The following is a 25,475-nucleotide window of genomic DNA, read 5'->3' as shown; positions in this document are numbered from 1 at the left end:
TGTATCCAACTTTATTCAACATCTACATCTGTGTTGAAGAGTCATAAAGTCTCATACTAAGTATTAAAGTATCATACTGGCCAAAGGTTGCTAAGAGCGAGGAGCTGTTGTTGAAAAGTTAGGAACCAGACGGCCTGCTCCAAGCTCATTGAAGTCAGTGGAGTTTCGTCAATAAATACTAAATGTGGCCCCATAGGCATCTGAAATTTCAGCACATTGGGTAAAAACGTTAAATTAGATTTATAGCAAAACAAAAACGGCAATCGACATCAGAAATTGACGAAGATACATCAACAAGCTGATTCCGAGTGTTTCTAAATCTACATTAGTACAGCCAGTACAGCGATTGTACTGGCATACTAGGGTTAATTAAAAACCTGGCCACTCTTCTAGCTTGCCGACCAGTTTAACCACAGAGTTGAATAATTGTACACCATTGTCACTGTTTGACATCAAAACTAACCCGACACCTTCTGTTTTGTGAGCAAGCATTACGGCTTGAAATCCTTCATTGGCCCCACTATGGCCAAAGTATCCATAATTGTCAGCCTGAAACAGTTCAAACCCCAAACCAAATCTAGGGTTTTTACCGGCTTCCAACATCTCCATTAACCGTTCAGTCTCCAATAAATTCATGGTATTGCCATTCAGGGTGTTTTGCATCTCTATCATGTAGTTGGCTAAATCTGTGGCAGTAGTCCATAGACCAGCCGCCGCCATTTCTGGATAAACATGAAAGCCGTTATCAACTTTTTTTCCGTTTGAATAGTGGCCCATACTGGTTTGTTCTATGAATGCACTGGGTAAAGGTTGTTGATAGCTGCTGTTATTCATCGCTAACGGACTCAGTATTTGGTCATGCATCCATTCATAAAACGGTTGTTGATAATAGTCAGTCAATGCCAACTGCATCAGAGTATAGCCGCCTCCAGAATATTGAAACTTACTGCCAGGCGTATGGATAAGTTTTACCGCCTCGCTATTTGCAGGAGATTGCCCGTCGAGAATTTGGAGGGTCGTAGGTAACTGACCGGTTCGGTTATAACCATTAAAACCATGTACATTAATCCCTGCCGTATGTCCAAGTATTCTTCTTAAGGTCACTACACTATCGGCAGAATAAGAAGAGTCTGGCAGCTGCCAAGAATAGAGTATATCGTGAATATCGGCATCCAAAGACAGTTCGCCATTTTGCATCGCTTTCATCACTGCGACGGCTGCCAGGGATTTACTGATGGAAGCTGCCTGAAACATGGTGTCAGGTGTAACGGCAATATTGCTGGATTTGTCTTTGACACCAAGCGCTATTATTCGATCCACTTTGAAGTCTTTAATGGTCACAATGCTGACGCCGGGAACATTGTAATGATCAAGCAAGCCGGCAATGTCGTCGTATGAGTCAGTTAACTCTGTCGGTGGAGGTGGCGGAGGTGTGTAATCGCTTCCGTCACCACAACCGGAAAGTAGTGAGCTCAAGACGCAGATCAGCACAAAGGCTATTTTATTCCCCAATGATTTCATTCAATTTCCCTTTAACTTTTTGTTTTTAAATAGATAGATCCCAGCGAGATAGGCTGTCTCCGTCGACAAGAATAAACTAATTCGCGGGATAAATCTGTATCTAAGTGTAAGAGGAGGGTAAAAAATCCGTAACAAACTTGGTGGGTAATTAGGCAGCGCGCAATCGACAGCTAGTGCCATTTAAATTACCGAGGTCAGGCTCACGATTTCATAATATTCATAAAAACGGATCCATAGATTCAAACTCTATGTGATTTATTGGAATTCATTTTTGTTTCGATTCGTCAAAAAATTCCAAAAGTATACTATTTTTTAATTGTTTTAGCGGCATAGTCTAAATAATGACTTAATGGCACCTGTTGGTCGTTAGTATGATTATTTATTACTCAGGAATTAGATGGTTCTGGGGCTTTGACCATATTCAGTATGATACTTTATTTTCCATGCACTAAAAAATTTGGACCGTGGAATAACGTTTATCGAGTAGTTTAGTATGAAGCTATATTACTCTCCCACATTTTGTAGATTCTGAATAAAGTTGGAAACGTCTAAATAAAGATGGAAAGTAACCCCAAATGAAAAAGCAGGCCTCATTGTAGGCCTGCTTTTTTATGTGCAAGTTAATTGATTGCTAACCCTAGTTTGTCAAAAAAAGTCCTATTTCTCCCTTTTACAGCCTTATCAAGTTGGTCAAAAGTTATATCTTCAAAAAGGCATGAGATGGTTCGTTATATCCAAAGTATCCCGTTACATCAAAAAAGCATTTGGTAGGATATACATTAGAGTTCAGGTATGGGCACAACGCCTTTTATATTATTGAAGGAGTATGTTGCAATGAAACAAATAAAACGGATCCATAATATATCCAATTAAAAACGCTCAACTGAGATTGTTATAAACCAGTAAATACAAAAGCTTAAAACTTTCATTTTCAATACACTGATTACTAATCTTTTATGTGAATTAAATTATGCTTAACAATGTACTTTGCAATACAAGGTATATTGTACTATAAGATACAAATGTACATTAATTAGGCAACATTCATAATGGAAAAAGACAATTCAGCGGCGAAGTGGGACGTGCAATTGCGCAAAGGTACGCTCGACATGGTCATTCTTGCCGCACTAAAAGGACGTTCTTTGTATGGTTTGGCTTTGTTAAACCTTCTACAAAAGTTGGAAACCACCGCAATTACCGAAGGTACCTTGTATCCTCTGCTTGATCGTTTGAAAAAAGATGGCGTTGTGAACGCTAAATGGGTACAAACAGGCACAGCAAGACCTCGAAAATACTACTCCCTAACACCAGAAGGGGAGGCAAAACTCATTGTTTTGACAGATCGTTGGCGAAAATCTGTCTGCGATATGGAGTTCCTACTAGCCAACCCTGGACCGGCGACATTCTAAAACTAAGGATATAACTATGGATTACAATAGACAGATAAATCAGTACTTAACAACCCTAGCCAAATATATGTCTCGCTTGGATAAACAACAAATAAACGAAGTTATCAGAGAGATTGAAAGCCACATTTACGATGTCATCGATAATATCGAAATTGAGGGTAAACCTATAGCCATAGATGAAGTATTAGCTCGCTTTGGTTCACCAAAGCAACTCGCTCAGCAATACAGTGATCACTTGATAATGGGCGCACCTCCTCCCCCTGGGTTTAACGCTCTGGGCAAAGTCAAAAAAAGTGTCACCGCAGGAGTATTCTATGGTTCAGGTATCATAGGTTACATTTTAGGTGCAGGGCTAATCATCATCGGCATTTTAAAAATTTTTATGCCTAAATCTGTTGGTGTTTGGGTAAGCGACCACGGCCAAAGCATCATCGTAGGCGTAGTTGAACAAGCACCAATTTCAAGCGAAGAATTACTCGGAATATGGCTGATTCCTGTCGGTATTGCTACAGGCTCATTGATACTGTATCTGACATACCGTTTGCTCTGCGTACTCAAGCAATATCGCACACTCTAAGGAAACCCCAATATGAAAACCTTACTACGATATCTAGGTCATTTTGCAGCAGTAAGTACAGTAATACTGCTATTAGGCTTCGCTCTTTTAGTCAGCCAACATGGTACATTGGGGCTTCCTGCCAACCAATTAGCAAAAACCGTTGGCAATGAAGGACCCCACATTTTCTTTGACGGCAATAAAGTTCAAGCCGAATACATTCGCGGTAATCTTGAGGATGGTTTTTATAAAGAAACAATGCCATTACAATTTGAAGTCAGCAACCAATTAGACGTATATTTCCCCCTTACTGACTTAACATTTCAAGTTGATTACATACCTGTTGTTGAAACGCCACCTTCAACCTACTCGGACAACGCACCAATTCTGGCTATTTCAGATTTAGAGGGCAATCTCGCGACATTTTTAGACTTTCTCAAAGTGCATAAGGTGATCAACAACGATAACCAATGGCAATTTGGCAACGGCCATTTGGTGCTAATAGGTGATATGGTTGATCGCGGCTTTTCAACAACGCCTTTATTGTGGTTTATTTACAAGTTAGAACAAGAAGCTCAGCTAGCTGGGGGGAAGCTACACTATATAATCGGTAATCATGAAATCAAAAGCTTACAAGGTAACTTTCACTCAGCGGCAGAAAAATACTTTGTGATAGCGGGTATGTTAGGAAGGCAACAGCACGAATTGTTTGGTCCAAATGCCGCAATTGGTCGCTGGCTAGCCAGTAAAAATGTTATTGAAAACATTAACGGTCATTTGTTTGTGCATGGTGGCATTCATCCGGACGTTAGCAATCTGGGTATGTCGATTGATGAAATAAATGCTGTTGTTAGAAACCATTACAGACAATTTTACTACCCAAACGCGAGCTTACACAACAATATTGATTTAATCACCTCCACCAAAACTGGTCTTGCTTGGTATCGCGGTTACTTTCGAAATGATGTCGATGCGCAGCAAGTGAAGCAAAGCCTAGAAGCGTTTAAAGCCAAAGCGGTTATTGTTGGTCACACCATACAATTTAAAGTTAATGCACTATTCGACAATCAAGTGATTGCCATCGATGTTAAGCACCCTGACGACTACAATTTGAGCTTTCCAACAAAGTCATCTGAAGGGCTATTAATTGAAGATGACAACTATTATCGCCTAACAGCAGACGGTAAGAGGGTCGCAATTTAACAACTTTAGCCATGCAACAAAAGGTATGTATGATTTAATAAGCCAATTGTTACCGTTAACTCATGCATAGCAGGAGTTATTAAAATGTATTACTGCTTCTTATAGTATTCACAACGAACAATTATCAGCTTGCTTCAGAGCGAGCATACATTTCGAGAGCATTTTTGCAACATACTCTATTTAACTCGCATAAAAGGGGAATAAATTCCCCTTTTTACTATACGTGATGTTATTTGACGTTTAGCGTTAAGCTAATTGGACAGTGATCGCTTAGCATATCTTTGTAGTCTAACTCGCCTTGTTTACCAAACGCATCCACATTTTGAGAGCCATCAACAATCCATTGGGTTGAAATTGGGCCGGTAATAATATGGTCGATTGGCGCTTTGTATTTCGGGTGGCAACTCTGTAAGTTTTGCATACTACTTAATAAAATACGTTCGCCATCTTCTTTGCTGAGTTCTTGCCAAAAACGGTTTTGCTGGTCAACTAAACGGTGGTTAAAGTCACCTAATACAACAAATGCTTGTTTACTCTCAACACGCTGATTAACCCATTTCTCTAAAATTGGCCCTTGCTGCTGATACATAGTGCAGGCTTTTTTATTTTCTTTGCGATAGTCGCTAACAAAACAACCGCTTTTCATATGCACATTTAGTAGTTCTAACTGACCATTGTTAAGGCTAATTGATGTTCCGTAGCGTAAACCTGGGTTATCAAGTGCAAGCGCTTTAAAGTCAGCTTGAGCTTGATAGTTAATGCCTTTTCTAATCACAAATGCGGTGCGTTGTGGTGTTGAAAATAAGTCCTCATGGCCACGGCACTCATACGCTTCATTATCAGGTCGACTTGAAACCACATATTGCCATTGCGACTCAGGAAATACGCGTTTGAGAGCTTTTTCAGACTGTACTTCTTGCAGTGCGATAATATCGGCTTTTAAGGTAGCGGCATAATTAGCAAGCGCTTGATAATCAGCTTGACTACGTGGTTTACAACCTTTACCAACTTCATCAGCTAAGTGTTCAATATTCCAGCTGACTAACTTTAAAGTTTCGCTACTCTTCGCTGAAACTGGCGTTAGCGATGGTTGTTCTTTTTGCTGGCACCCCATCAGCGCGGTTAGCGCAGCAAGTGTAATAAGCGTTTTTTTCATATGTGTGTTCATTGTGAGAAAAAGAATTTCAGTATATCAAGTGGCAAAAGTAAAACACATAGAGTTTGCGATAAGATGACTTTTGTTTCGGTTGATTTTTAATGCATTTTTCGTCAATCAGCGGTTTATTTGGTGAATTAGCAAAGTTAACTTGTGAAATAATGTCTTATATGAAATTTACTGATTTGCTAATTGATCCCGCATTAGTTATCTTGTTTTATGCATTAAATTGAGTTCCCTTTTACAAGGATGCCTTATGAATTTATCTCCTTCTGTTACCGTACAACAAACCGATACGGGTCTTGAATATATCTCGGTAGATGCCGACTTTTGTAGCGCTAAAATTTTTCTGCAAGGCGCGCAACTTACGGAATTTACGCCAAAAGGTAAAAAGCCGCTTATTTGGGTATCGCAAGATGAAGACTATCAAGTGGGCAAAGGTGTTCGCGGTGGTATTCCAATTTGCTGGCCTTGGTTTGGCATGAGTGCTAATGATGGTTGGCCACAACATGGCATTGCACGCACTATGTTGTGGCGAGCAGAAGAAGTAATCGAAAACGACGAAAAAATTGTTGTGAGTTTTTCTTTGCCAATGGCACAAGTCAATAAAGAATACTGGCCACATCAATCAAGTTTAAAAGTTGTATTCACCCTAAGTGACCGTTTACATATTGCACTTATAAATACCAATACAGGTGATGCTGCATTTGAATTAACGCAAGCATTGCATACTTATTTCCCAACCCCTGAAATTGAAAACACTACAGTCGATGGGCTACAAGGTTCAAATTACATTGAGTTTGGTGAAGGTCCCTATACACAAAGTGACATTGTTAGCTTTGCCCGCGAAACAGATATGGTTTATCAAAACACACCATTAGTGCAAACCATCAATACACCTGACGGCATTATTGAGGTCGGCCGTGAAAATTCGAGCTCGTGCGTACTGTGGAATCCGTGGACTGAAAAGTCGAAACGCCTAAGTAATTTCCGCGATGATGAATACCACACTATGCTGTGTTTAGAAGCTGCCAATGTAATGGATGATAAAGTAACGTTGCAACCAGGTGCCAGCCACTCATTAGTACATACGGTACGTTGGTTATAATATTTAACCTTAAATCATAAAAACTCAGCATTTGCTGAGTTTTTTGTTTTAATAAACAAAAATAAAGAAATAAGAGTTCTCCCGTGTTTAGCAATCAACAAGTTTCCGAGCAAATACTGCCAGATTACAATCAAGCAGAGTTTCAGCCATTAGATCAGCAAGCAACCAAAGAAGCACTTATTGGTACTTTTGTATTTGTCTTGCCGATTTCTATCGCAGTCGTCATTTTTCTTTATTTTTTACCGCCAGTAACAAACCATATAACAGCACTTGTTGCAGGGGTTTTGGTGGTACTCAACATCTACATTGCGTGGTTTACTAAGCGCAGTGTAGCTATGACTGGCATCGCGCTTAGAGAACACGATTTACTTTTAAAACGCGGCGTTTTTTGGCAGCGCACCATCGCTATTCCATTTAATCGTATTCAACATATTGAAACTCACCGTAACCCAATCGAACGCAAACTCAAACTTGCTACATTAAAACTATTTACGGCAGGAGGCGCAGGAGCAGATTTAGAAATTCATGGCCTAACGCAAGAGCGCGCAAGTAAACTAAGGCAATTTATTTTAGCTAACACTGCAAGTGAACATCATGACGACGAGTAAAACTAACCCAGCTGCATGGCAAAAGCTCTCGCCCATTGCCATTATTTACTTTGTGCTGCATTTTATTGTGCGCTTTGTAAAAGATGGCCTGATTAATATAGCACCTGCTTTTGCTATTTGGGTAACACAAGTTGAGAACAAGTTGTTTTGGTTTATTTCTGGTGCCAGCATTTTGGCAGTGGTGCTGGTGATTTATGCACTGCTTTACTACTTAAACTTTCGCTATAAAATCACCGAGCACGAAATCGTATTACGCAAAGGCTTGTTTAAAAAAGAACGCATAACACTTAACTTTGCAAAAGTGCAAAACGTTAACTTAGCAACCCCGTTTTACTTCGCTCCATTCTCAATAGTTAATTGTCATTTTGATGCGGCTGGCTCATCGCAACAAGAAGTGGTGTTACCAGGAATTAGTAATGACTTTGCCAATACCATGCGCGACCAAATATTTAATTACCGTACCAAGCCTGAGCAAACCCAACAGCAGATTGAGCCGCAAGAACAAACCAATACGCCAGATCTCACATTAGCAAATTTTGAAGTGGCAAAATTTGGTTTAATCTCAGGCATGATGTTTTTAGTATTAGCAGCGCTTGCTCCATTTACTGAAAAGATAACAAATTATATTCAACAAGACTTTGCTGCACCTTTAACACTGTTTCTTACCAACTCATTTAATAGCAAAGAATACGCTGAACTCGCGGCAAGGACGATTATTATTTTAGCCGGTGTTGTCATTTTTACGGTAGCTTCAATCTTTGGTGCTCTTCAGCGTTTCTATAACTTCGAATTAAGTTTAGAGCAAAGCAAAATTAAGCGTGTTTCTGGCCTTTTTGAACGTCATCAGATGTCGTTAAGTATCAATAAAATTCAATCAATCGAGGTTAAACAAAACTGGATTGCTAAGCTATTAAAGCGCTATACCATCAGCTGTAAGCAAATTAATAACAGCCATGCCAATACCGTTAAAAAAGGACAATCCCTAATTGTGCCGGTTCTTACCAAAGCACAAGTTAAGCATGTAATGAATTTGTGCTGGGATAAGCAAATCGACATCACCCAAGTGCCTTTTCAACCTATTGCAATTAATTACTTCTATAAAACGTATCTGCTTTATTGGTTATTGCCGCTAACAATTTTCAGTGCTGTTGCCTATCAACCACTTTTAAATGGCGCATGGCCACTATTAATTGTACTTTTACTCACCGGCGCAGGGTTAAGCTTTTTGCGCTATAAGCGTTTTGGCTTTTACTTTGATGGCGAGCAAGTATTCACAAGAAAGGGCTTAATTGGCGTAAGTTACAAAGTATTTAAAGGCTTCAAAATTCAACATATTGCTACCACGCAAACACCGCCGATGCGAAAACAACAGCTGAGTACATTGCGCTTTCAATTAGCGAGTGGTGGCATCACCATTCCTTATTTGCCAACAAGCCATGTAAATCAGGTAATGAATCAGCTTATTTTCTTGGCAGAAACCAGCAAAAAGCGTTGGATGTAACCATCAATAATTAAGATTAACCGTTTATCACTATTATTTTTTTCCGATTAATTGTTGCAGTAAGCTAGCCCGCATCAAAAAAGGAACAAATAATATGAAAAAGTCGCTACTCTCATTGATAGTTGCAGCCAGCTTTGCAGCATCTGCCAACGATAACTGGCAAACCATTGAAACAGATAACTTTAAAGTTCACTTTCCAAAAGCTTACCAAAGCTGGGCGACCTCAGCTGCGAATGAACTGGAAATTGTGCGTGAAAAAGTAAAAGAACAGCAAAATCGCGTGCTGGGTAAGCAAGTTGATGTGATTGTATTCGACCCATTTAACCAATCTAACGGCTTTGCTATTCCAAGCAGTGTTAATCCTATGATGGCGTTTTTTGCCACGCCGCCACAATCCGATACGGTTATTTCAAATAGCTCAGGCTGGCAACAATTATTAGTACTGCATGAATACGTGCATTTAGTGCACCTCGCGCAGCCTACGCGCAGTGAGTGGCGCCAAAAGTTACGTAACTTTTCGAGCCTCTATGATCTTACCCATAACCCGACGCCACGCTGGGCCGCCGAAGGTTATGCAACTTTACTAGAGTCTCAAATGACAGGCCGTGGCCGCTTACATGATAACTATGTAGAGTCACTAATTATGCAATTTGCAAAGGAAGGCAGCTTACCAAGTTACGGCCAACTGAGTGAAGAAGACGGCGGTTATATGGCGGGCTCAATGGCCTACCTTGTTGGTGTGCGTTATTTACAATGGCTTGAAGAAAACTATAGCAAAGAGCAGTTAGACGCTGTTTGGACACGCATGCAAGCGGTTAAAAAGCGCGATTTTGACTCTGCTTTCGAAGGTGTTTTCCTCGAAAAACCAAGCAAGCTTTATCGCCGTTTTGTTGCGGAATATACCCATAAGGCACTTAGCAAAGAAGCAACGCAAACACCGCTAGATAGCAAAGAATGGTTTGATCTCGATTACATTCAAACAGCGCCAAGCATGTCTCCAGATGAAGATAAACTTGCTATCGTTAGTAAAGATAAAGACGGCAATACCAAGCTCACCATCTATGCAACGGAAGAAAATGCCGATGCCATTGAAGAGTTTGAAGAGGCGCAAAAAGAGCTGCTAGAAGACGACGCGAAAGATATTGTAAACAGCAGGCCTGCTAGCTTTAAAAAAGAGTCTAAAAAAACTCTGAATTCAATCAACCGAAAAGGTATTTTGAATCCGCTGTGGCAAGATAACAATACGCTTATTTACGGTGCGTTTAGCACAGCAAATAACGAAATGAACACGCTTCATCAAGATTTGTTCAGTTGGAACAGTGACACAGGTGAAACTAAGCAGCTTACCCAGTTTGCTAATGTGCGTCGCTTTACACTGGCGGATAACAATACCGCTTATGCAGAACGCGTAAAACAAGGTTATTCGCAATTAGTTAAAATTGACTTAACCAAAGGTCAAATTAGCGACTTAACCGCTCCAGCTATAGATGCCGTGTATGATTTTCCACAATTCAAAAATGGAAAACTGGCATATCTTAAAACCGAGTTAAATCAAAACTGGTCTCTTTGGATTAAAGATATTGCTACCAGCCAAGACGTTAATGTGCCTATGCCTAAAGGCTATCAATTCTTGTCTTATCCTCAGTGGAGCCCTGAGGGAAATAGCATTTATTTCGTTGCCGGTGTAAATGGTGAGACAAATATTTATCGCTATACTTTTAGCTCAGATACGCTTGAACAACTCAGTGCTGGGCAACAGGTTATGCAATACCCAATGCCAACCAAACAACACGGATTACTGTATTTAGCAGTTAACTCTGAAGGCCCTGATATTTATCAACTTGGCGAAAATGCCACGGTTACAAAAGTAACCCAGCGGGCGCAAACATTACACGCAACAACTGAAAAAGCAGAGCAACATATTTTACCACCAGCCAAAATTTACCAACAAGAAGTAGGCGCTCAACGTGATTACTCAGCTGCAGACCAAACTTTGTCATTTGCCCTTTCCGAGCAATACAACAGCGCAAGTACTGCGCTTTTGCATGTAGGTGTTAAAGGGAAAGATTTATTAAATAAATTAAGCTGGCAGTTTGGTGGTGCGTTTGATAATAAAAATGCCTTGAATGGCGCCTATTTTGATGCGAAGTACCAGCACAATAAATGGCAGTTCTTAGCGCACGCATTTGACTATAAAATTAACGCCGAAAATCAATATCAACACCCTGATGTACTCGCTATTCAAGAAGATACAACAGGTGCTTATTTACAAGCGAGTTACCCGTACCGAAATGGTGCGTTTAAGGTTAACAGCCACCTTGCGTATTCTTATAAAGATACTGGCGATGCTTACAATCAGTGGTTTGCAGTAGGCGCCGAGCAAATATGGCAGCGTGATTGGCAAGCATTTGCTATCGGCCAAAGTGCATCAGCACGCATTTATAGCGGTGATGCAACAAGTGGCAGTTGGCAAGGTTTTGATGCCAGCTTGAAAGTGTTCGGTAAAGCGTGGTCGGTCCCACTTTATATTGACTACCATACGCAACAACGCGATGACACCGTTATGAACATTGGTGGTTTTGCATCAAGTTTAATTAAGCCTGAAGCACAAGCAGATCGTTCACTTATCAATGAGTTACCTTTCTACACTGCATTAAGTGATGACTACCAACGTTTTGGCGCAGGGGTTGCCTTTAAGCAAGATATGCCATGGCTTTATGTTGCACAGCATAACTTGAATAACCAAGACTTCGCAACAAGTTACGGGGTGAAATTTAAGAGTAAATTAAACTTTGCCGTAGCACCCTCCATTTTAAATGATCTCAACTATGATTTTGGTATTGCCAAAATTGAAGGGGATACCATTCAAGATGAAGTGCGTGGCTGGTTAGGCATTTGGTATAGCCTATAAAAAGGCACTGAAAACTAAAACCGCTCACTTCAGGTGAGCGGTTTTTTTATTTGTTTAAAGCGCTTTATCAATCGCGGCTTTTAGCTCATCACTCTGTGGCTTAACACGAGAGCCAAAGTGCGTTACTGTTTGGCGGTCTTTACTCACTAGGTACTTATTAAAGTTCCAGCTTGGAGAGCGTGTTTTTTCTGCTAAGTGTTTGAAAATAGGGTTCGCATCACTGCCCTTTACATCACTCGTTGCCATCATATTGAAAGTCACACCGTAGTTGATAAAGCACATATCAGCGGTATCTTTTTCATCGTTTTCTTCCTGAAAGAAACTATCTGATGGGAAACCCAAAACCACTAACCCTTTGTCTTTATATTCTTTGTGCAGCGCTTCTAATTGTTCGAATTGCGGCGTAAAACCGCAGTTACTTGCTGTATTTACGATTAAGAGCGGCTTATCTTTAAATTCACACAAGTTAATGGTTTCTTTTGAACGTAATTTACGTAACTCTTGGTTGGTAAAATCATTACACTCAGATGCAACCGCTGAAAATGCCATTAAAGATGGAACAACTACCGAAGTTAAAAGGAGTTTTTTAAAAAGTTTCATATGCAATTCCGGTTATTTTAATATACTCAGTATACGGTTATTTTTACCTTTAAGATCGAACAAAATTTGAATTATTTTGCACATTTACACTTAGCTCACCTAACCAGTACCAGTTTAACAGGAAACCTATTAGGTGACTTTGTTAAAGGTAGCCAACTTTCGCACTTGCCCCGTGAACTAGAGCTTGGTATTCGTTTGCATCGCAGTATCGACAGTTATACCGACGCTCATAGTGTAAGCCAACAGTTTAAAAGTGAATTTGGCGCAATGCGCAGGTATGCAGGAGTAGGCTTAGATATTTTGTTTGATCATTTATTAGCAAAACAGCTAGGGGCACATTACACCCCATTGTGTCAGCAGTTTTATCAAACATTGTTAGATGAAAATATTAATTACAATGATATTTTACCTAGCGATTATCAACATAAAACCCAGCTTATAACCAGTGACGATTGGTTTGCCAGTTACAGCAATTTACCAGGAATTACCCTTGCCTTAAAAAATACAGGAAATCGATTTCGCAAACCTGTACCACTCGAAACAGTGGTAGATTGGTACACTGCTAATCAACAATACATCGACAATAGCTTTGAACAGCTTTATGTCGATACAACGAATTTTGCGTTAACCAAACGCGATGAACTTATTGCTCGCCTAAGCTAATGGTTATGCGAGTATCACTGCTTTTATCATTGCCTATCATCTCATCATAGGCCGTTTGAAAATGCAGATTTGCAGTAGTAAAACCTAGCGACTTCAAACATGTTTCCGCCTCAAACATTGAATTAAATACCTGCACATTATCTTGCTCGTCAGAAAGTGAATAAAAGTTACCATCTTCATCTTCTGCGCCTACTAGATAGTGGTTAGCATCTGCATAACCAAAAATTGTTGGTACCAATGAGTGTCTTTCAATTTGATTTTTAAAATCTTCACGGCGCATGGTGACTCTCCTAACTGTTTAATTATCACTCAATACGCAATACCTAAGACAATTGTTCAATCTTTTTTCAAACTAAATCGTATAACCATAAAAACGAGGATCATTATGAAGAAAACAGTCTATTACGATGCAAAGTGCCCATTGTGCAGAAGGGAAATAACTCTGTGGCGAAAATTATCCAGTCATCTTTTTGATTTTAAAGATGTTCATCAACAAAATTTTACAGCTGACAAAAAAGCGCGAATGTTACGCCTTCTACATGTGCAAGATGAAAATGGCCAATGGTTTATTGGCCTTGATGCAAATTTTGTACTTTGGCGATCACACCCAATAGGTTGGTTGTCTTATTTACTTTCCCTGCCTGGCGTTTACTGGATGACTTGTTTGCTGTACAACGCGTGGGCTAAGCGCCGTTATGAAAAGCGCTATGAATGTAAACAATGCCAGCTTTAAAACAGCGCCCTGCCACAGCCGTTAAACGGCTTACCATTAAGTTTGCCCTTTACTGACGATGAAAATACTTGCCCTGACATAGTATCGCGACAAGGGGTATTGCTAATTTCGAAAGTTAAAAGGTTATCGTTTTGAGCCAAGTTAAACTGCGAACTGTTTGCTAATTCAATCGGAGCTTTATATTTAAAATAAATCACTTGCTGGCCATAATTTCCCTTAAATTCAATCGACTAATTTGGTTTTATTTCAATTAACCAGCCCGGTTCATTACCTACTGCACGAAAACTCACGCCGCGAAATTTTGCATCTTGCCAAATCGCTTCTTGGCGATTGTTAGTACATTGCTTGTAAAGCGTTTGCTGGTAATTCACTATCGCATTGTCCCCTTTCAACCAAATATAGTCCGTTCCTTTTTGGTATTTTGCACCTGATGCTGCTCTAGTTGGCTCAAGCGCGAGTGTTTGTTTAGGTAAAAATGCCCACAAAGTATCTTCTTCTAATCGTGCAACAAAGCTCAAACCATTTTCGCACTCATACATCATAGTAATTGCCTGTTTTGGCGATTTGACTGGTGAACTTTCTATTATTGCTGTTGGCACTGCTGTATTACAGCCAGTAAGTACTGCAATACTCAGTAACATAAAAACATGTTTTAACATCTTGATCCCTATTAAAACGAAAACATTACGAACAGCAAAAAATAAAAGGGGCAATTCGCACCGATTTTATTCTTTCAGCTGAGATTATTGTGATTTCGCTTGGCACCGTAGCCAACGAAAGTTTTACATCACAATTATCTGTATTAAGTGTCATTGCCGTATTAATGACCATTGACGTGTATGGTTTAGTGGCGCTAATTGTAAAAATTGATGATGCAGGCCTTCTGTTGCTAGAGCAACCTCATGCTTGGCAGCAAAAAATTGGCCGCGGTTTACTTTCGTTCGCCCCTTATTTAATGAAGCTTTTAGCTATTATCGGCACACTTGCCATGTTATTAGTGGGCAGTGGCATTTTGGTACACGGTAGTAGCTTTTTGCACCATTCGATCGAGCAGCTCGTTGAGACTATCAACCTTACGCTTAATGCTAACCTGAGCTTTTTCTTACCTACGTTATTTAATGCCATTATCGGGTTTGTCGCGGGTGCGCTAATTGTGGCCGCCACACTTTTAATAAGTAAATTTAGAAATATTTAACCTAAACTCGGGTTAACGAGTTTAAGTACGTAAAAATATGAACTAGATCATTTAATACCAAAATAGCGCTAGCTGTTAGCAGCAAAATAGCTGACAATAGCGCTTGGTATAAATGGATTTAAATTATGGTGCTATGATCAGGGGATCGTTACAGCCATAAGTCTTCAAGGAACCAAGTCCACTCATGTTCTTAGAGCATATGAGTGAGCTTATTGATCGAGAGTCTATCTCTCCCTCCTCAATTGTTCTGGGATTACTTTTATACCAATTCACTTAACTGGCTAATTATTTTAGCGGCCTAAACCGGCTCACATTGTTAACAGAATTGGTATTTTATTTGGAGAAAAGTATGACCTTAAACAGCCAATTAAATTTAACTAAAGCTGCACAAATTACCTTGCGTTGCATGGACTTAACAAGCTTAACTGGTACAGAAAACGACAGCGAAATCAACACACTTTGCCAACAAGCTAGCAGCAATGTAGGAAACACCGCTGCCATTTGTATTTACCCACAATACATTGAATTTGCAAAAACACTGCTCAATGCCGATGTAAAAATTGCAACCGTAACCAATTTCCCCCATGGCGACGCAAATATAGAAAAAGCCGTATCAGAAACTAAACAAGCAGTGAGTTTTGGTGCAAATGAAGTTGATGTTGTATTTCCCTACCGCGCACTTATTTCAGGCGAAGAAACCGTTGGTTTTGAACTGATAAAGCAATGCAAAGCGGCTTGTGGCGATAATGTGTTATTAAAAGTAATTATTGAGTCTGGCGAGCTAAAAAGCGATGAGCTCATAGCAAAAGCCTCACACATTGCTATTGATGCTGGTGCCGACTTTATTAAAACCAGTACAGGTAAAGTATCTGTAAATGCCACATTAAATGCCGCCAAAATCATGCTAGAAGCAATAAAAGCAAGTGGTAAAGCGGTTGGTTTTAAAGCCGCAGGCGGTGTGCGTACTGTAGTTGATGCCAAACAATACATTGAATTGGCAGCCAGCATATTTGATTTAGATTGGGTTAATCCTAGCAACTTCCGCTTTGGTGCATCTGGCTTACTGGCGGATGTAAATGCCATTTTGCATGTTGATACGCAATCAGTATCTACACAAGGAGACTACTAATGGTCTCCTTTGATCAAATTGAATTTGCAGCCACTCCGCACCTAAATGCAAAGCAAGATGACTTTGCCGAAACCATTTTATTACCCGGCGATCCACTGCGTGCCAAATTCATTGCAGAACATTTTCTCGATGATGCGGTATTAGTTAATGATGTGCGCAATATGCTTGGTTATACCGGTTATTATCAAGGTAAACGCATTTCAGTGATGGGCAGTGGCATGGGTATTCCTAGCTGTTCAATTTACGCAAAAGAGTTGATCACAGAATACGGGGTTAAAAACTTGATTCGTGTCGGCAGTTGTGGCGCCGTATCAAACAAAGTGGCACTCAGAGATATTGTGGTTGCAATGGGTGCCTGTACCGACTCAAAAGTAAATCGCATGCGCTTTAAAGGCCATGATTTTGCTGCCATTGCAGACTTTAATTTATTAAACACCTGCTTATCACAAGCAAGCAAATCACAATTACCAGTGAAAGTAGGCAATGTCTTTTCATCTGACCTATTCTATACACCACAACCAGAAATGTTCGAACTAATGGATAAAATGGGCATTTTAGGTGTCGAAATGGAAGCGGCAGGGCTTTATGGTGTTGCTGCCGAGTTTGGTGCAAATGCACTAACCATTTTAACGGTATCAGATCATATTACGCACGATACGCACCTTAGCAGTGAAGAGAGGCAAACCTCCTTTGCTGAAATGATAACCTTGGCGTTACAAACAAGCGTCAATTTATGATTAAATAGAGGGCCATATTGGCCCTTAATTATTTGTGTTTTAATGAAAAAAATTCTCGACTACTTTGCAACGAAAAACTTAATGTTATGGGCACTGATATGGGGTGTACTGGCTGGTGTTATTTTTGGTGAACGGTTGGCGTTTTTACAACCAGTTGGCAACGGCTTTATCAAGCTGATGCAAATCACCATCTTCCCTTATATTGTTGTCTCTTTGATTGTTGGCCTTGGCAAATTTGAACCCGATCAGGTGCGCTCCATTTTACTTAAAGCGGCTACTGTTATGCTGTCGTTATGGGGGATCGGCCTATTTGTTATTTGGTGCTTTGCCTTTACTTTACCTAAGCATGACGCAGGCACCTTTTTCTCTACGGCGTTGATTTCTGCCAAGCAAGAGATCGATTTTGTCGCTCGCTATATCCCCTCAAACCCGTTTGCATCGATGGCCGAAGGCAATGTGCCCGCCTTAGTTATTTTTTGTATTGCTCTGGGTATGGCCTTGATGGGTAATGTACGAAAAAGCAGTTTGCTTAATATTTTAGATGTGATTGGGGAAGGCCTTTCTGTTATTTCGAAGAAAATCGTTAAAATATTTCCAATTGGTATTTTTGCCATTACCGCAAGCTCCGCAGGCACCATGAGTATTGACCAACTAAGTACTCTGCAAGTGTATTTAGTGCTGGTGATTTTACTCGGCGTATTTTTGATGTTTGTGTTGTTGCCAATGCTAGTTTCGGCACTTACGCCTGTGAAATACCATGAACTAATTGATGTCGCACGAAATGCACTGATCACCGCCTTTACCACAGGTAATGTGTTCATTACCTTGCCTGTAATTACCGAAGGCATTAAAAGCTATATGCACAAAAATAATATCGCGGATGCCAAATCAGATCATATTGCTGAAGTATTAGTGCCTATTGCTTTTACTTTCCCTAGCTTAGGCAAACTTACGACGCTAATTTTTGTGTTATTTGCAGCTTGGCTAACAGGTCACGAAGCGACGCTTGCTGATGTGCCCAATATCACCATCAGCGCTTTGTTCAGCTATTTTGCTAATGTGCATATTGCAATTCCGTACATGTTAGAAACCGTTCGTGTACCTGCAGATACTTACCAGTTGTACCTCGCAATGTCGGTTATTAGCGCGAAATTTGTATCACCCACTACCGTGGTGTATATCATTGCGGTTACTTTCTTAAGTATTTTTTATGTGCGCAAGCAACTCAGCTATAAACGCGCTAAAAGCATTTTATATTTTTCTTTGATTGGTGGGTTATTGCCAGCCTGTATGTTGGCAGCCTTTACCTTGAATACACAGTTACTAAAAAATGCTGACGCTGCAGACGATATTATCGCTAACATGGTGGTCAGTGATAAAGTGCCAGAGCATGTACTCAACCATGTGCCAAAATCATATGAAGACGGTAAGTTATCACTCACAAACATTAATGTGATAAAAAAACGTAATCTTTTACGGGTGGGTTATATTGCCGATAATGTGCCGTTTAGTTACTTCAATCATAATGATGAATTAGTAGGTTTTGATATCAGTTTGGCGCATAAACTGGCGGAAGATTTAGGTGTCAAAGTGGAATTTATTCCATTTAAACAGCCACAACTTATCGAGTACCTAAACAAAGGCTACTTTGATATTGCGATGTCAGGATTAGAAATTAACTTAGATGATATCGAGAAAGTGCTGTTCACCGATCCGGTGCTTGAATTGCAGCTTGCTTTAGTGACACTTGATCATCGCAGTAAGGAATTTCAAACGCTTGCTGATTTAAAAGAACATGAGTCACTTAACTTTGCCACAATAGAATACCAAGCCTTGCTGGGCAAAGAATTTAAGCGTAATAAGCACTACACACTGACCAATATTACCAGTTATCGAAACTTTTTTAGCAACCCCGACAAATACGATGCACTGATTATTAGCGCTGAAGCTGGATTTGCTTGGACCATGTTTTATCCAGATTTTGGGGTAATCGTACCTGAGGGTGTAAAAACAAAATACCCAACCGGCTTTGCAGTAGCAAAGCGTCATAATGACCTTGCTAACTACCTCAATGCATGGCTCGATATTCGTCGTGCTAGTGGTAAAATTGATGAAGTTTACGACTATTGGATTTTGGGCAAAGGCAGTAAACCTTACATTCGAAGGTGGTCAATTGTTGACGATATAATACTTGATAACTCAGCTACTAATGAGTAGTTTATCTTTAAAAAAAGCATGATTAGGACAGTTATGAGTATCACTGTAATGGGCGGTTATGCACTGGCAATATTCGCTATGATTTTTCTCTATGTCAGAGGGGAAAATTACAAACGTAAAGCCAAACGATTCGCAAGCACACTTGATGGTGCAAATCGCGAAACAAAATACTTGAGCGAAATTGTGATTGAGCTCGCTAAAGAAGAACAGCACTTACTGCATGAACGTTTTATCAAGGTACAACGTGTAGGTTCACCAAAAATAGAGCTATTGCGCATTACAGGCTTGCTAGTTGAGGCAGCTGAAAGCGTCATCAGTGACTCTGCACTTGGCCATAAATCTGTGCAGCAGGCGTTCAAGCATTATGTTGCAAATTTTACACAGTTTGCATTTGAAGATTTTAATAATTTTATTTTGCAGGAAAGCACAGATAAAAGGCAGCTTTGGAGCAAAAACAATATCCATAGTTACCTTGATTTGTGTAAGTCCTGCATTGATGATTTAGAAAGTGCCAGCTAACTTATTGATCTAACTCAGCACATAATTGAGTTTCTTGGCACAACAACTTTGCATTGTGGTTTCCCTGGTTTACGGCCTGCATCAGCCAGAAAGCGGCTTGCTCTTGATTCACTTTAGTCCCTTCGCCGTCTAAATACATTTTAGCTAGATTAAACTGCCCCCAATCATCACCTTGCTCTGCTGCTTGCTTAAACGATTCAAATGCAAGTGACAACTCTTTCTCTTGGTAGTAGGCAATACCCTCTTGGTTTGCCTTATTCAGTTTAAAACCATCATAGAGCGGTTTTGGTTTAGAAGGCATTACCACAAAGCCACCAAACAGCTTCATTGCATTTGGCCTGTAGGCAGCATAAATAGTGCCGTTTTTAAAAAACCCTTTAATCTGCTGCTGACGATAATCTTTACTTTCAGTAAAAAAATACCCTTTTTGCACAAAATTATCGCTGCGTGCTGATATCTCAAGATCTCGTTCTCGCGAATAGTTATAACGGCTGAATTGTAAGGTTACAATATCGTTTACAGAAGCGATCACTTTCGCTGCTACAACTCGTTTTTGATAATAGCCTTCATTAAGTAATTTACTGTAATCAAAAAAGAAAAAGTCATTAGATTGCGGGCTATTTACAATATCTAACTCGATTTCAGTTGCGCGCACATGTTTTTGCCATTGCCACGAGACAAAAGCAATCAATAGCAGTAAACCAATGAATTTAGCCAGTATCGCAACCAGAGGTACTTGAGATGAAAAGTTATTTTCTGGCAAGTTTTTGCAATCACAATTAGCGCAGTATGATTCTCGCTCGACTTTATAAGGAAGGATTGGAATTAAACCGAAGCAAAGAAATTTCAACTTTGCTTTTGCACTCACCGCTCGCTGGTTACATTGGCAACATTGAAGGTATTCGTCGTGTTCAAAGGCTTGATCTTTAACATTAAAGAACAACATAGACAGTCCATTGTTTGCTTGGTGTGCGTTCATTTTTACTGCAATTTAACACACAAAACAATCGCTAACATATTTTCTTACAGATAAAATATTACTAAAAACAATCTATTACATTTAATTAACAGGAGATTAAATTGCTAAATTTATCCAACAATCTTCTATAAAAAAGGCCCTTAGAGAAGAGCCTTGGTAACATTCAAAGTTAGAAATTAAAAGAAGCCGAGTGGGCTATCGCTATAGCTCACAAGTAAGTTTTTAGTATTTTGATAATGTTCTAGCATCATTTTATGTGTTTCGCGGCCAACACCTGACTTTTTATATCCGCCAAATGCCGCGTGTGCAGGGTAATGGTGATAACAGTTTGTCCATACACGGCCTGCTTCAATGCCACGCCCCATACGATACGCAAGATTCATGTTTTTAGTCCAAATACCAGCGCCTAAGCCAAATTCGGTATCGTTTGCAATCGCTAGTGCCTCAGCTTCATCCTTAAAAGTTGCAACACTTACCACTGGGCCAAAAATTTCATCGCGGAAAATTCGCATTTGGTTATTACCTTTGAACAGCGTTGGCTGAATATAATAACCACCGCCAAGCTCATTTGACACTTGCTCAACGTCTCCACCCGTTAACAACTCTGCGCCCTCTTCTTTACCGATTGCCAGGTAACTTAATATTTTATCAAATTGCTCTTGAGAGGCTTGAGCGCCTACCATGGTTTCGGTATCGAGTGGATTTCCGCGTTTAATCTGTTTTGTGCGCTCAATTACGCGAGCGATAAATTCATCATAAATATCTTCTTGAACCAATAAACGCGATGGGCAAGTACACACTTCACCTTGGTTGAAAAACGCAAGCACTGCACCTTCAACACATTTGCTTATGTATTCTTCATCTTGTTGCATTACGTCTGAAAAATAGATATTCGGTGATTTTCCGCCAAGCTCTACTGTCGAAGGAATAATGTTTTCAGCAGCGCATTTTAGAATATGAGCACCTACTGGGGTTGAACCTGTAAACGCTATTTTGGCAATACGCGTACTTGTTGCTAATGCTTGCCCTGCCTCTGCGCCATAGCCATTGACCACATTAAGCACTCCCGGCGGTAACAAATCGCCAATTACTTCCATCAGTTTTAAAATAGAAGCTGGTGTTTGCTCGGCAGGTTTAAGTACAACGCAGTTACCAGCCACTAATGCCGGTGCTAATTTCCAAGCGGCCATTAATAATGGAAAGTTCCACGGAATAATTTGACCAACGACACCCAGAGGCTCATGAAAATGGTAAGCAACAGTGCCGGCATCAATTTCGCCAATTGAACCTTCTTGCGCACGAATACAGCCTGCATAATAGCGGAAGTGATCAACACAGAGCGGTAAGTCTGCAGCTAACGTTTCACGCACTGCTTTACCATTATCCCAAGTTTCTGCTACCGCGAGCATTTCAAGATTTTGCTCTATGCGATCAGCTATTTTAAGCAATAAATTACTGCGCACAGTAACCGAGGTTTGCGCCCAAGCATCTTTCGCTTTATGCGCTGCATCAAGTGCCAGTTCAATATCTTTACTATTTGAGCGTGGTATACGACAAATGACTTCGCCTGTTACCGGTGTCGTATTATCAAAATACTGACCGTCAACAGGTGCAACCCACTCGCCACCGATATAATTTTCATATTGTGCATTGAATTGCACTTTGGCATCTGCATGCCCAGGATTGGCATAAATCATTTTATTTCCTTTATGTGTGTTATTGTTAGAAAGTTTCTTCAACTTGAATATGTGCCCCCACAGCCTAGTGGTTCAATTTGATTTGTGCTTGATTCTCCATCCAAACAACTTGACTGAGAGTGCATAATTTAGCCATTATGAAGAACAGTGAATTTTGGAGACAGGCATGTCGCTACAGCAAGAACGCAATAAAATCAGTACGTTGATTGATAACCGCGCAGCTTTTAATAGTGAACATGTGCAATTGTGTGTATACGATACTTACCAAGCCTGTGAGCGAATTCCCTTTCACGCAGAACAACTAATGTTTTGCGCAATGCACACTGGAAAAAAAGTAATGCATCACCACAGCCTGCAATCTGGGCAAGAATTTTTACCCGGACAAAGTTTTATTATTGCGGGAGGTGAACAAGTCGAAATCGATTTCCCAGATGCTCACTTAAGCGCCCCAACGTCATGCTTAACCATTGAAGTAGACAGTCAAAAAGTGCAAGAAGTCGCTGAAAAAATGCGCTTGGAGCAAGCATTTTACAGTGAACAAACAGCGACGTTGCAGTTACACAATAACCCCTTTACCCAGCAACTTTATCAACGTTTAGTGGATACTTTTAGTGAGAATCAACACGACAGAGAAGTATTAATTGACCTTGGAATTAGCGAACTACTGGTACGTATGTTACAAGATCGCTCCCGTCAATTAGTGCTGCAACATTGCAACCAACTGCTAGACCATAACGGATTGCAATCTGCTATTTCCTTTATAAATCAGAACTTAAAAAAGCCAATTACCATTGAAATGCTATGCAAAAGTGCTGGTATGAGCCGCAGTAAACTATTTTTAAAATTCAAACATCATTTAGGCTGTACGCCGCAAACTTTTATTGTTGAACAAAAGTTGCATGCTGCAGCGCGCAAATTAAAACAAGGAAAAGCAGTTACTCAAGTGTGTTATGACTATGGATTTAGTGAACTCAGTTACTTTAGCCGCCGTTTTAAACAAACCTTTGGTTGCAGCCCTAAACACTATCAAAATCGATTAGTTTAATTTATTTCAACTATTTCAGTTACAAATACGTTGAAAAAAGCAGCAATCCCTGTATGATACCCGCGATTTTATAACAAGGATTGAAAAGGATATTTCAATGTTAAAAAAAGCACTTCTAATTGCTTCTTCAGCTGTTGCTCTAACAGCATGTGTATCATCAAGTGGCCCAGCGCTTAAAAGCTCAGTAACTCAAGGCGTTGCTGGTGTTGAAGCGCGTTTACCGTATGCAAACTACACCAACTACTTTGGTTATGTTGATGCATCAGTAAAACCTGAAGGCAAATACAAAAATAAAGACGCATACTACCTTTACGCTTGGGTTCCTGCTGCAGTAGATGAAATTGGTGTTTCAATGGTATCACCTGCAACATCAACGCCTGCGGATAGCGACTTTGTAAATGCTAACTACACTAAAAACTATGGTTCAGATTCAAAAACATTTTTTGATACGTACCTAGTGCTTGACCGCATGGACATTATTGACCCAGCGAAGATCAAAAATGGCGGTAAGTCACTACAAACACTTACTTACAATGATGACAGCAGCGAATTACCGCAAAATCCAGGTGGTCAGAGCTACAATTCATTACTTCGTCAAACATCAGATGTGAACAACCCAACTAAAGCACTTGTTCGTGGTGTATACCGTATTTCTTTCACTTCATTCCGTTCAGCGGTTGAAGGATCGTTTGAAGCAACCGTAGGTACAAACGTACCTGGCGTTAAAATTGCTGCTTCTTTAGAAGAATTACATAACCTTGTAAACGAAGGTTAATTCTTTTTGAGCTCGATAACTTATCGAGCTCACTTTTCCCTTTATCCGTTTTATCACCCGCCCATCATTCTTTCATCAAGCAATCGTGAGCAAGCGATTACTCTTATTTAAAACCTTATAGGAGTATGAAAATGATTATTACCAATACAGAATACGTCGCAAACTACGAGATAACTCACATGCTCGGGTTAGTAACCGGTAATGTTGTACGCTCTAAACACGTTGGCCGCGATATTATGGCGGGACTTAAAACCATTGTTGGTGGTGAGATTAGAGGCTATACCGAAATGATGAGTGATGCACGTACCGTAGCGCAAGCAAGATTAGTTGAAGAAGCGGAACGCTTAGGTGCCGATGCCATTGTAAATGTTCGTTTTACAACGAGTGCTGTTGCTGCTGGCATGTCTGAAATTTTGGCCTATGGTACCGCTGTTAAACTCGCAAAATAACTAATTAGCCCAGCTATTTCGCTTAAAAATAGTAATTATCAACCAGATAAATTTATCCAACCTTTTTAGCAGTGCTTTAATTTAGTTACTTACAATTAATTGCACTGCTTATGACCTCTTTTACAACACCCGATCTTTACGATGATTATAGTGACACTCTGCAAGTCGCAAATGCAGGGTTATTTCATTTTGGTAAAGAAACAAAACTCTATGGACAAGCAATTACTATTCAATGCCCTAACGATAACTCGCTAGTAGGTGAGTTACTTAAAATCAATGGTGAAGGCAAAGTATTAGTAGTGGACGCAAACAACTCTCTCGAATTTGCTTTTTTGGGTGATAATCTTGCCGAGCATGCCATTAAAAATCACTGGCAAGGCATCGTCATTAACGGCTGTGTTCGTGATATTGAGATTTTAGAACAGATGCCGCTGCCAATTATGGCTAGAGGCAGTACGCCACGAAAAACCCAAAAGCAAGGTTTAGGTGAAAAAGTGAGTGCTGTAAGCTTTTTGAATATCACAATTCACAATGGGGATTGGGTTTACGGTGATCGCAACGGATTATTAATAAGCAAAAAAGAGCTTACTTTCTAGAGGCTATAAAGCAAAGAACCCACAACAATTATGTTTGGTTTAAATTTGTATAACGGAGTTAGTCGGGATTACAAAATATATCCCTATATTTTGCCCTGCGGGCACACTGCGTGTGTGCAAAAGTGTTCCATACACTTTTGTCGAACAAAGAGTTCGAACCAAAGCCTC

General features: G+C 40.0%; 25 protein-coding genes and 1 pseudogene. 18 read left to right on the top strand and 8 right to left on the bottom strand.

Features of this window, described 5'->3' with window-relative positions; translation table 11 throughout:
* Window positions 1–369: 369 nt before the first annotated feature.
* Window positions 370–1,521 carry a serine hydrolase domain-containing protein gene (locus tag ABYD77_RS06725; RefSeq protein WP_372768250.1) on the bottom strand — a complete coding sequence of 384 codons (1,152 nt, stop codon included), beginning with the start codon at window positions 1,519–1,521 and terminating at the stop codon, window positions 370–372.
* Window positions 1,522–2,570: 1,049 nt separating this feature from the next.
* On the opposite strand from ABYD77_RS06725, the gene ABYD77_RS06720 reads away from it, so the two are divergent.
* From ABYD77_RS06720 to ABYD77_RS06710, 3 genes are read left to right on the top strand one after another with little or no spacing between them, the layout of a single operon-like run.
* Window positions 2,571–2,930 carry a PadR family transcriptional regulator gene (locus ABYD77_RS06720; RefSeq protein WP_372768248.1) on the top strand — a complete coding sequence of 120 codons (360 nt, stop codon included), beginning with the start codon at window positions 2,571–2,573 and terminating at the stop codon, window positions 2,928–2,930.
* Between the two features lie 16 nt (window positions 2,931–2,946).
* Window positions 2,947–3,507, top strand: coding sequence for a hypothetical protein (locus tag ABYD77_RS06715; RefSeq protein WP_372768246.1), 561 nt, complete (start codon window positions 2,947–2,949; stop codon window positions 3,505–3,507).
* A gap of 12 nt (window positions 3,508–3,519) precedes the next feature.
* Window positions 3,520–4,689, top strand: coding sequence for a metallophosphoesterase (locus ABYD77_RS06710; protein WP_372768244.1), 1,170 nt, complete (start codon window positions 3,520–3,522; stop codon window positions 4,687–4,689).
* A 229-nt stretch (window positions 4,690–4,918) separates the two neighbouring features.
* On the opposite strand, the gene ABYD77_RS06705 is transcribed toward ABYD77_RS06710, so the two are convergent.
* Window positions 4,919–5,845, bottom strand: a complete 927-nt coding sequence (locus ABYD77_RS06705; RefSeq protein ID WP_372768242.1) for an endonuclease/exonuclease/phosphatase family protein — start codon at window positions 5,843–5,845, stop codon at window positions 4,919–4,921.
* A gap of 256 nt (window positions 5,846–6,101) precedes the next feature.
* On the opposite strand from ABYD77_RS06705, the gene ABYD77_RS06700 reads away from it, so the two are divergent.
* The 4 genes from ABYD77_RS06700 (at window position 6,102) to ABYD77_RS06685 (ending at window position 11,973) form a co-directional block, all read left to right on the top strand.
* Window positions 6,102–6,953, top strand: a complete 852-nt coding sequence (locus ABYD77_RS06700; protein ID WP_372768240.1) for a D-hexose-6-phosphate mutarotase — start codon at window positions 6,102–6,104, stop codon at window positions 6,951–6,953.
* A gap of 83 nt (window positions 6,954–7,036) precedes the next feature.
* Entirely contained in the window at window positions 7,037–7,561 is a 525-nt protein-coding gene (locus tag ABYD77_RS06695; protein WP_372768238.1) for a PH domain-containing protein, read from the top strand.
* On the top strand, window positions 7,548–9,062 hold the full coding sequence (locus tag ABYD77_RS06690) for a PH domain-containing protein (protein ID WP_372768236.1): 1,515 nt from the start codon (window positions 7,548–7,550) through the stop codon (window positions 9,060–9,062). The genes ABYD77_RS06695 and ABYD77_RS06690 overlap by 14 nt, the downstream gene beginning before the upstream one ends.
* A gap of 94 nt (window positions 9,063–9,156) precedes the next feature.
* On the top strand, window positions 9,157–11,973 hold the full coding sequence (locus tag ABYD77_RS06685) for a TolB family protein (protein ID WP_372768234.1): 2,817 nt from the start codon (window positions 9,157–9,159) through the stop codon (window positions 11,971–11,973).
* A 54-nt stretch (window positions 11,974–12,027) separates the two neighbouring features.
* Here ABYD77_RS06685 and ABYD77_RS06680 read toward each other — a convergent pair whose 3' ends face one another.
* Window positions 12,028–12,522 carry a glutathione peroxidase gene (locus tag ABYD77_RS06680; RefSeq protein WP_274763355.1) on the bottom strand — a complete coding sequence of 165 codons (495 nt, stop codon included), beginning with the start codon at window positions 12,520–12,522 and terminating at the stop codon, window positions 12,028–12,030.
* Between the two features lie 117 nt (window positions 12,523–12,639).
* Between ABYD77_RS06680 and ABYD77_RS06675 the strand changes: the two genes are divergently transcribed.
* Window positions 12,640–13,236: an ACP phosphodiesterase gene (locus tag ABYD77_RS06675; protein WP_372768232.1), complete on the top strand. Its 597-nt coding sequence runs from the start codon at window positions 12,640–12,642 to the stop codon at window positions 13,234–13,236.
* Here the strand turns inward: ABYD77_RS06675 and ABYD77_RS06670 are convergent.
* Window positions 13,217–13,516: a DUF6482 family protein gene (locus ABYD77_RS06670; RefSeq protein WP_274763353.1), complete on the bottom strand. Its 300-nt coding sequence runs from the start codon at window positions 13,514–13,516 to the stop codon at window positions 13,217–13,219. The two genes, ABYD77_RS06675 and ABYD77_RS06670, sit on opposite strands and share 20 nt — an antisense overlap.
* A gap of 105 nt (window positions 13,517–13,621) precedes the next feature.
* Between ABYD77_RS06670 and ABYD77_RS06665 the strand changes: the two genes are divergently transcribed.
* A complete protein-coding gene (locus ABYD77_RS06665) occupies window positions 13,622–13,969 on the top strand; it encodes a thiol-disulfide oxidoreductase DCC family protein (RefSeq protein ID WP_274763352.1) in 348 nt (115 codons plus the stop codon).
* Here ABYD77_RS06665 and ABYD77_RS06660 read toward each other — a convergent pair.
* Together ABYD77_RS06660 and ABYD77_RS06655 are read right to left on the bottom strand one after the other, a co-directional pair.
* A complete protein-coding gene (locus tag ABYD77_RS06660; protein ID WP_372768229.1) occupies window positions 13,966–14,166 on the bottom strand; it encodes a hypothetical protein in 201 nt (66 codons plus the stop codon). The two genes, ABYD77_RS06665 and ABYD77_RS06660, sit on opposite strands and share 4 nt — an antisense overlap.
* A 33-nt stretch (window positions 14,167–14,199) precedes the next feature.
* Entirely contained in the window at window positions 14,200–14,628 is a 429-nt protein-coding gene (locus ABYD77_RS06655; RefSeq protein WP_372768227.1) for an MliC family protein, read from the bottom strand.
* A gap of 29 nt (window positions 14,629–14,657) precedes the next feature.
* Here ABYD77_RS06655 and ABYD77_RS06650 point away from each other — a divergent pair.
* The 5 genes and pseudogenes from ABYD77_RS06650 to ABYD77_RS06630 all read left to right on the top strand — a co-directional run.
* Window positions 14,658–15,164 (top strand): annotated as a pseudogene (locus ABYD77_RS06650) (DUF808 family protein); the annotation flags it as partial.
* Between the two features lie 349 nt (window positions 15,165–15,513).
* Window positions 15,514–16,293: a deoxyribose-phosphate aldolase gene (gene deoC, locus ABYD77_RS06645; RefSeq protein ID WP_372768225.1), complete on the top strand. Its 780-nt coding sequence runs from the start codon at window positions 15,514–15,516 to the stop codon at window positions 16,291–16,293.
* A complete protein-coding gene (gene deoD / locus ABYD77_RS06640) occupies window positions 16,293–17,030 on the top strand; it encodes a purine-nucleoside phosphorylase (protein ID WP_372768223.1) in 738 nt (245 codons plus the stop codon). The genes deoC and deoD overlap by 1 nt, the downstream gene beginning before the upstream one ends.
* Window positions 17,031–17,072: 42 nt before the next feature.
* The gene (locus ABYD77_RS06635; protein WP_372768221.1) at window positions 17,073–19,247 is read left to right on the top strand and encodes a cation:dicarboxylate symporter family transporter; all 2,175 of its coding nucleotides are present in this window, start codon (window positions 17,073–17,075) and stop codon (window positions 19,245–19,247) included.
* 33 nt (window positions 19,248–19,280) lie between these two features.
* Window positions 19,281–19,766, top strand: coding sequence for a hypothetical protein (locus ABYD77_RS06630; protein ID WP_372768219.1), 486 nt, complete (start codon window positions 19,281–19,283; stop codon window positions 19,764–19,766).
* A gap of 1 nt (window position 19,767) precedes the next feature.
* Here ABYD77_RS06630 and ABYD77_RS06625 read toward each other — a convergent pair whose 3' ends face one another.
* On the bottom strand, window positions 19,768–20,745 hold the full coding sequence (locus ABYD77_RS06625) for a tetratricopeptide repeat protein (RefSeq protein ID WP_372768217.1): 978 nt from the start codon (window positions 20,743–20,745) through the stop codon (window positions 19,768–19,770).
* A 176-nt stretch (window positions 20,746–20,921) separates the two neighbouring features.
* A complete protein-coding gene (locus ABYD77_RS06620) occupies window positions 20,922–22,442 on the bottom strand; it encodes an aldehyde dehydrogenase family protein (RefSeq protein ID WP_372768215.1) in 1,521 nt (506 codons plus the stop codon).
* A 166-nt stretch (window positions 22,443–22,608) separates the two neighbouring features.
* Here ABYD77_RS06620 and ABYD77_RS06615 point away from each other — a divergent pair, with 166 nt between their 5' ends.
* From ABYD77_RS06615 to rraA, 4 genes are all read left to right on the top strand, one after another.
* Window positions 22,609–23,487, top strand: a complete 879-nt coding sequence (locus ABYD77_RS06615; RefSeq protein WP_372768213.1) for a helix-turn-helix domain-containing protein — start codon at window positions 22,609–22,611, stop codon at window positions 23,485–23,487.
* Between the two features lie 97 nt (window positions 23,488–23,584).
* Window positions 23,585–24,262 carry a LipL32 family surface lipoprotein gene (locus ABYD77_RS06610; RefSeq protein ID WP_372768211.1) on the top strand — a complete coding sequence of 226 codons (678 nt, stop codon included), beginning with the start codon at window positions 23,585–23,587 and terminating at the stop codon, window positions 24,260–24,262.
* Window positions 24,263–24,393: 131 nt separating this feature from the next.
* Window positions 24,394–24,711 carry a YbjQ family protein gene (locus ABYD77_RS06605; protein WP_372768209.1) on the top strand — a complete coding sequence of 106 codons (318 nt, stop codon included), beginning with the start codon at window positions 24,394–24,396 and terminating at the stop codon, window positions 24,709–24,711.
* Window positions 24,712–24,821: 110 nt separating this feature from the next.
* Entirely contained in the window at window positions 24,822–25,307 is a 486-nt protein-coding gene (gene rraA / locus ABYD77_RS06600) for a ribonuclease E activity regulator RraA (protein WP_372768207.1), read from the top strand.
* The last annotated feature ends 168 nt before the right edge of the window (window positions 25,308–25,475 follow it).

The sequence above is a fragment of the Pseudoalteromonas sp. genome, from assembly GCF_041629635.1.
GTDB lineage: Bacteria > Pseudomonadota > Gammaproteobacteria > Enterobacterales > Alteromonadaceae > Pseudoalteromonas.
The sequence above is the reverse complement of the archived record's forward strand: the minus strand, read 5'-3'. Positions and strand labels throughout refer to the sequence as shown.